Here is a 7,561-nt window from a genome sequence, read left to right as displayed (position 1 = left end):
GTCGCGTCAGATCTGCCGGGCATGCGGGAAATCGGAGGTGATGCCCTCCTCTATTGTAACCCGTACAAGCCTCAGGACATATATGAAATGATGGCGCGAATGGCCGGAGATTCAAAGACCAGAGAAGAGTACGGGACCAAGGCGAACGAGCGTGCCGGGATGATCGATCTGGATCAATCTCTGCAGTTCCTGACGCGCATGCTTGATGCCGGCGCCGTCGATGACGTCGCGCCAACCGGTTCCAGACCCCCCACCGCTAAGTGGAAACATATCGAGGGAATCTATCCTGACAACTGGTTGGCTCCCGAAGCGACCATTTGTTTCAGCGAGCACAATAGATTTAGAAAAATCGTTTTCACCTTCGAGGCACACGCCGTCGCGGATTTGTTTCCTCTGAAGTTGACGTTTTCGCTGAACAAAGGCTCACTCGGGACCTACAGAGTCCTTTCCCCCGGGACACACGTCGTGGAATTCTCCCTCGAGGATGAGGCTGCATACGGGACCGGGTCATCAAGTCAAACCCTCATATCTTCAAACAAGTCCTTTGTCCCCAAGCGCCTCGGATGGAGCGATGATGCCAGAGAACTCTCCATTCAAGTCAAGAGCATACTGGCGGTTGGTCCCGATTCAAATGTCATCGAATTTTATCCGTAGAGGCACGGCCATTCAGGATCTATGACGTCGAAAAACACAAATATCTCGATCGTGACACCCTCCTATAATCAGGGGAAGTATATTCAGGAGACGATCACGAGCATTCTATCACAGGATTATCCTCACGTCGAATCGATCGTGATGGATGGCGGTTCCACCGACGAGACGGTTGCAATATTGAAACGGCATGACGGTCGGATCGTCTGGCGATCGGAAAAAGACCGTGGCCAAACGCATGCGATCAACAAGGGACTTGCCATAGCCATGGGCGAAGTGGTGGCTTACCTCAATTCTGATGACACCTACATGCCGGGAGCTTTTACGAAGGTGGTGAATTACTTCAACGACCACCCTGACATCGGGATGGTGTACGGGGAGGGTTATCATATTAACGAGCAGGGTGGTGTCATCGAGCGCTATCCCACAGAACCATTCAATTTTGAGCGCCTCAGGGAGACATGTTTCATCTGCCAGCCTACCGTATTCCTGAGGAGGCAGGTCTATGACACGGTGGGTCCGTTCGACGAATCTCTTCATTTCGGGATGGACTACGACTACTGGATCCGGGTTGGAAAGCAGTTCAAGATTGGCTACATCCCCGACTATCTGGCGTGCTCCAGACTCTACCTGGACGCCAAAACACTCAGGAACAAAGTCCAGGTACATGAAGAGAATCTGAGAATGCTGAGGAAGCACTTCAAGGGAGTGCTTTCAAAGTGGACGTTCGATTGGGCCCATGCTGTTCTCGGGGACAAGATTAAGCGTGATACCCCCTTTCATAATTGGCTGTTCACGACGGCATTGTGTGCGATTGCTTCTTATAAATTCCTGCGTCAATACGGGAGAATTCCTGCAAAAGACATGATGGCCATGGCGCGTTGGTTCGGCGGGACGAGCCGGGAGTTGTGGAGATCATGGTTGAAGTAAAAGGGAGGGAAACATGAAGATCGGAATTGATGTGAGCCTGGCGGTGGGCGAGAAGGCAGGGGTGGGGCATTACAGCTGGGAACTGGTCAATGGGCTCGGCGAGATTGACCATGAGAATGAATATATACTCTACCCGCTCTTCTATAATATTCGCGACCCAAAATTCAAATCGCTTCCAATAGTCGGGGAGGGCAATTTTCACATGCAACATACTGAACATTCCGCGCAGCAGGCCCTCGACTTGTGGAACGACACTTCTGTCGTTAAGAAAGATCTTCTCGGAAGGGTCGATATCTTGCACGCGACGACGGTCTGCGCCCCGAGAGATCACTACGGGAAGTTGGTATCCACTGCGTACGATGTCAGTTTTATGACTCACCCTCAGTATCACACCGAGGCAAATCGTGCCGTCTGCCTGAAAGGGACCCTCGATTCGGCGCTCTATGCCGATAAGATTGTTGCGATTTCCGAACACACAAAAGAAGACATTAAGAAGTACTTCAACGTTTCGGATGACAGGATTACAGTAATCTATCTCGCTCCCGGAAGAAACTTCAAGCCGATCGAAGATCGGACGCTTGTTCAGCGCATGAGGGAAACTTATCGCCTGGAAAAAGAGTACATCTTGATGGTCGGATCCATCGAGCCGAGAAAAAATCACAGGGGGCTTCTCCAGGCCTATCGTGCGATGCCCGAGGCGATTCAGAACCGGTATGATCTCGTATTCACCGGCGGAACGGGATGGCTCAACACCGACATCTATAATCTCGTCCGGGAGCTCCATCTTGAAGATCGTGTCCGGTTCCTGGGCTATGTGCCGGACCAACACCTGCCTTTGCTCTACAACGGAGCGACATTGTTTGTCTTTCCCTCATTTTACGAGGGGTTTGGGTTGCCCGTCGCAGAAGCCATGGCGTGCGGGACGCCGGTCATAACGTCGAATGTATCGTCCCTCCCTGAAATTGTTGGAGATTCCGATCTGCTTGTCGACCCCGGGAATGTCAGGGACCTTCTCGACAAACTGGTTCGGCTTCTTGAGGACGAGTCGCTGAGGGGAGAAGTCGGGAGAAAAGGTATTGAGCGGGCCGAAAAGTTTTCCGTGCGGAAAACTGCTGAAAAGACACTGGCGTTGTACAGAGAGCTGGCGCCGTGAAACCTCCCCTCAATTCGGAAGCCGGTGGTTCATGCTGAAACTGGCGAAGGGATCAAGGCAGTCGAACCCGGGTCCACAGCTGGACGGAGAATCTTCACGGTTGGAGGTTCTTATCGTCAAGCTTGATGCCATCGGCGATATTGTCTTGTTCACTTCGGTACTTCCTCATCTCCGGCAACTCTACAAGGTTGCCAACATTACGTTGGCCGTCCAGGAACGCGCGGCGCCTCTCCTGGAGCTCTGCCCTTATTTTGACGCGATCGTTGCGATAGATCTCGATCAGTACCATTTAAGCCGTGGATACCAACGGCAGGTCCTGGACCGCCTCAGGTCCCGTGGTTTTGATATCGTAATCAACGCGATGTATACCCGGACGATCGATTCTGATGAGATTGTACATTATACGGGCGGCACTCTCCGGATTGGCTTCGAGTGTCTGGACCGGGATGGGAACCAGCGCATCCGGTCGATCAATGACATGCTGTATACACATCTTGTTCCGCCCGAGCAAGAGTGGAAGCACGAATTGGAACGGTATGAGAAGTTGCTGAATTTTTTGGGATGGCGCTTGGAAAGACCGCTTGAACCCGAGCTTTGGCTGAGGCAGGATGATCTTGACCGGGGGGGTCAATTATTGGATGAGAATCATCCGGAGCCGCGAGATCATGTCGTTGCTCTCTTTCCCGGCGCGGGTCTGTCGATGCGTCATTGGCAACCGGACAAATACGCCGCCGTCGCGGATCGATTGATCTCCGAGGAGCACATGAGCATTGTGTTTGTGGGGGGTGTGCAGGATGAAGCCGTTGTCGCTCAGGTCATGAAAAGTATGAAGGGACCGTCCACCAGCTTGGTCGGAAAAACCTCCCTCCGGGAATTGGCAGCGGTTCTGTGGCGTGCGTCTCTCTATATCGGTAGCGAGACAAGCGGCATGCATATCTCTGCCACAGTGGGCACACCTCTGGTAGCTATCTACGGCGGCGGGCATTTTTCCCGGTTTAACCCTGCGGGAGACAACGTCTCACTTGTCTACAACATGATGGACTGTTATTACTGCCATTGGATTTGCATTTACGATGACTTTCGGTGCGTCAAGGACATCAAAGTCGACCAGGTGTACGATTCGTCCAAAGAGGTCGTCCGAAGGACCCGGGCGAGAGAAAGAATTCAACCGGAAATCTCAGTAGAGCTAAAGGATCCTCCGTTGCCGACATACGCCCACGCATTAGAACGCAATCTGGAACTCCTGAAAGATGCGGGGAGGCAATCTGCCGGGGCGGTGGAGCTCAACGGATTCCTGCGGCTTCGAATCTCCGTCAGCGAGCGGATAAAGAGGATATTAAAATCATTGATCTACAATCGAAGGGGGATCTCTTTGGTCGCGCCGGGTTCACAAATGCCGTATCGTGAAATGCAGGGAGTGATGCCTGACGGCTGGAGCGGTGAGACTGTACGTATCCTATTCAGCCATCATTTCGCGTTCACGAGTTTCCGATATCAATTCCAGATTCCCGATCTCCCGCGATTACTACCGCTCGGCTTCACCGTCAAACTGAACGGCCACCGGTTGACCGAGATGACATTTCCCCGACCCGGTGAGAACGAATTGGAGCTCAACACCGTACGTGCAGATCTCTTTGCACTCAATGACCTGAACGAGTTGACGATCGTGTCGGACAAGGGCTTTGTACCGAAGGAGATGGGGAATAGCGATGATTCAAGGTTGTTGGTCGTGAGGCCCCGGAGAATCGTCTGTCGAAACAGGCTCGGAATGGAGTTCCTTCATTTTGCGGAGGATCAGAGTTCTCCCGATAAGTCGGGCGGCAAAAATTCCCCCGATGCGAACGGGGCGGTTTGCCGGTTATGTGATTCGGTCGATTGTGAATTGGTGCGATCCGCCAATGTCTACCGTTGCCGGAAGTGTGGATACGTTTTTACGCATCCCGTCCCGAAGGCGGAGGCGCTTGAGGAGTATTACTCGGATCGTTATCGGACCCAGCGCGGCTCCTCGGTCTCGACTCCAAAATCTAGGGCGGACATACTCTCGGAACCCTTCGTGCACTTTGTGAAGGGGCGAAAGAGAGAGTTGGATATTGTGCTTCGCCACGCCAAAACCGGCCGATTGCTCGATATCGGGTGTGCCTGGGGCGGGTTTCTCCATCTTGCGAAAGAGAGCGGCTTTGAGGTCTTCGGCGTCGAGATTTCACGACCCAATGTTCAGTTCGCGAACGAGCAACTCGGCATACCCGTGTTCGGCGGAGAGCTCGACAAAGCGGGATATAAAGATGATTTTTTTGATGTGGTGACGGCCATCCACGCCTTCGAACATCTGCCCCAGCCGAGGGCAGCCGTCTCCGAGATACATCGGATCCTAAAATCAGGCGGTGCCTTTCTCTGCATCGTTCCGAACTTTGACAGCTATCTCTCGAAAAAGTTGGGCCCGAAATGGAAATGGTTGACCCCGGAAGACCACTACTCGCACTTTACGCCCTATGTTCTTCGGAACTTAATTCAATCGCACGGATTCGACGTCGTCGAGCTCTTCACGGTCGAGGGCCACTACGGTGAAGAGGAAATATTGAAACACGTCGATAGGGCCGAAATGAGAAAACTCCATGATCAATTATCCGGGACCGAACTAATTTGCATCGCAGTTAAACGGTAAGCCGATACTCCCCCCTGCCCCCCGGACCCGACGGGCGTTGGAAAGTCGCTTTTTGCGGAAGCATTACACAGCTTCCGTGGCTGAATCCACTTCCGCGGAGCGCTTTTTTTTTACACGAAAAATTGGTATACTATCTGACACCCTATCCCCTGTATTCACTAGCCAGGAAGCCGTATTATGTCCCGAACCAAATCAGCCCTCGTATGCGGTGCCGGTGGATTCATCGGCAGCCATCTTGTCAAGAGGCTCACAAAGGAAGGATTTTGGGTCCGTGGGGTTGACCTCAAGGACCCGGAATACTCCCCCACGGCGGCCGCCGAATTCGTCAAAGGGGATCTCACGGACCAGGCGCTCTGCAAGGAAGTGGTCGATCAGCCATTCGACGAAGTGTATCAACTTGCCGCGGACATGGGTGGGGCCGGTTACATCTTCACCGGCGAGCACGACGCCGAGGTGATGCACAACTCCGGGAGCATCAATCTCAATATGGCTCAACGCTGCCAGATCGCCAAGGTGAAAAAAATATTCTACTCCTCATCGGCCTGTATGTATCCTGCGTACAACCAGGAAGATCCAGACAATCCAAAGTGTTCGGAAGACTCGGCCTACCCGGCCGCACCCGATAGCGAATACGGTTGGGAGAAGCTGTTCAGCGAACGCCTCTACCTCTCCTATCAACGCAACTACGGGATGCAGGTAAGGATTGCAAGATTTCACAACATATTCGGACCTGAAGGCACCTGGACAGGGGGGCGCGAAAAAGCGCCAGCGGCCATCTGCAGAAAAGTCGCGGAAGCTCCTGCCGGCGGCGAGATCGAGATCTGGGGAGACGGTAAGCAAACGCGGTCCTTCCTCTACATCGATGAATGCCTGGAAGCTGTCAGGAGACTCGTCAATTCTGAATTCATTGGCCCCGTCAATATCGGGTCGGAAGAGATGGTCACGATTAACCGCCTTGCCGAGCTTGCAATGGAGATCGCCGGTAAGAAGTTGTCGGTGAAGCACATCCCCGGTCCGTTGGGAGTCCGGGGCCGGAACTCGGATAACAGGCTCATCCGCGAAAAACTGGGCTGGGAACCCACCATGAAGCTGAGGGAAGGAATTGAACACACATACCGGTGGATCGACACGCAGGTGCGGGCGGTCAGACAGGAAAAAGTGTTGACCTCAGTGCAGGTATAGATGTAACCTCATAACCATCTCCTTCCGTGATCCTGTTCCATGACCGGAAAAGCGCGTTGCGGAAGTCCACCCCGGGGGCGTTCACTGTTCCAGTATCCATGTGATCCCTGATGCCATTGCCGAAAATATCAGTGGTCACCCCCTCATTCAACCAGGCGGGTTTTCTCGAACAGAATATTCAGAGCGTGCTCGACCAGCATTATCCCGATGTCGAGCACATCATCATCGACGGGGGGTCGACTGATGGCACGCTTGATATCTTGAAGAAACATTCACATCTCTGCTGGGTTTCCGAGCCCGACCGCGGCCAGACCCACGCTCTGAACAAAGGCTTTGAACGGGCCACCGGAGATATCATCGGATGGCTCAATTCCGATGATACCTACTTCCCCGACATTTTTCGCATGGTGGCGAGCCAGTTCGAAGATCCGAAAGTGATGGTCCTCTGCGGCGATGGTTTTGAGATTGATGAGAATGGAAAGCAAACGCACCCGATGTTGTCGAGAGCGACGGATCCGGAGGTGCTGATCAAATACTGGAAGTGGAGATACGAGTATCTCCAGCCTGCATTCTTTTTCCGGCGAACCGTTTTTGACGAGGTTGGCTTTCTCGAAGAGAGCCTTTACTACGTCATGGACTACGATTTTTTTATACGGCTCGGGCTTCGCTATCCCATGACCTATCTGCCGAAGCCGCTCGCCAATCTGCGGTTGCACTCCACGTCAAAGACCGGGACAAATATCCGGAAAATCATTCCCGGATATATTCTGGAAATGCACAAGGTATCACGGAGGTACTGGGGGAGGCCGACTGAGTTCCGGTATTACGGATATTTGATATCATTCCTGGGCGCGGTGGTTCTTTCGATCCTCAAGAATATCCTCTTCTTGAAGGGTTCCAAGTCCAGGATGATTGTCGAACGAACCCTCAGTCCGACTTCTCGCGGAGGCGGAGTCTGACGGATTGCGAAGAACACTCCGGAG

6 protein-coding genes are annotated in these 7,561 nt (G+C 53.1%); all 6 read left to right on the top strand.

From position 1 onward, the window contains the following. Nucleotides 1-654 (top strand): hypothetical protein (locus tag VI215_04255; GenBank protein HEY6191522.1); only part of this gene is annotated, 654 nt, incomplete at its 5' end. A gap of 21 nt (nucleotides 655-675) precedes the next feature. Next, nucleotides 676-1,581, top strand: a complete 906-nt coding sequence (locus VI215_04250; protein HEY6191521.1) for a glycosyltransferase family 2 protein — start codon at nucleotides 676-678, stop codon at nucleotides 1,579-1,581. A 13-nt stretch (nucleotides 1,582-1,594) separates the two neighbouring features. Beyond that, nucleotides 1,595-2,734, top strand: coding sequence for a glycosyltransferase family 1 protein (locus VI215_04245; GenBank protein ID HEY6191520.1), 1,140 nt, complete (start codon nucleotides 1,595-1,597; stop codon nucleotides 2,732-2,734). A 31-nt stretch (nucleotides 2,735-2,765) separates the two neighbouring features. After that, nucleotides 2,766-5,396 (top strand): glycosyltransferase family 9 protein, encoded by a 2,631-nt coding sequence (locus VI215_04240; GenBank protein HEY6191519.1) that lies wholly within the window; start codon nucleotides 2,766-2,768, stop codon nucleotides 5,394-5,396. A gap of 177 nt (nucleotides 5,397-5,573) precedes the next feature. Then, nucleotides 5,574-6,578, top strand: coding sequence for an NAD-dependent epimerase/dehydratase family protein (locus VI215_04235; GenBank protein ID HEY6191518.1), 1,005 nt, complete (start codon nucleotides 5,574-5,576; stop codon nucleotides 6,576-6,578). Nucleotides 6,579-6,688: 110 nt separating this feature from the next. Beyond that, the gene (locus VI215_04230) at nucleotides 6,689-7,537 is read left to right on the top strand and encodes a glycosyltransferase family 2 protein (protein HEY6191517.1); all 849 of its coding nucleotides are present in this window, start codon (nucleotides 6,689-6,691) and stop codon (nucleotides 7,535-7,537) included. The last annotated feature ends 24 nt before the right edge of the window (nucleotides 7,538-7,561 follow it).

This window comes from Bacteroidota bacterium (assembly GCA_036522515.1).
Taxonomy (GTDB): Bacteria; Bacteroidota; Ignavibacteria; order UBA10030; family SZUA-254; genus VBOC01.
The sequence above is the reverse complement of the archived record's forward strand: the minus strand, read 5'-3'. Positions and strand labels throughout refer to the sequence as shown.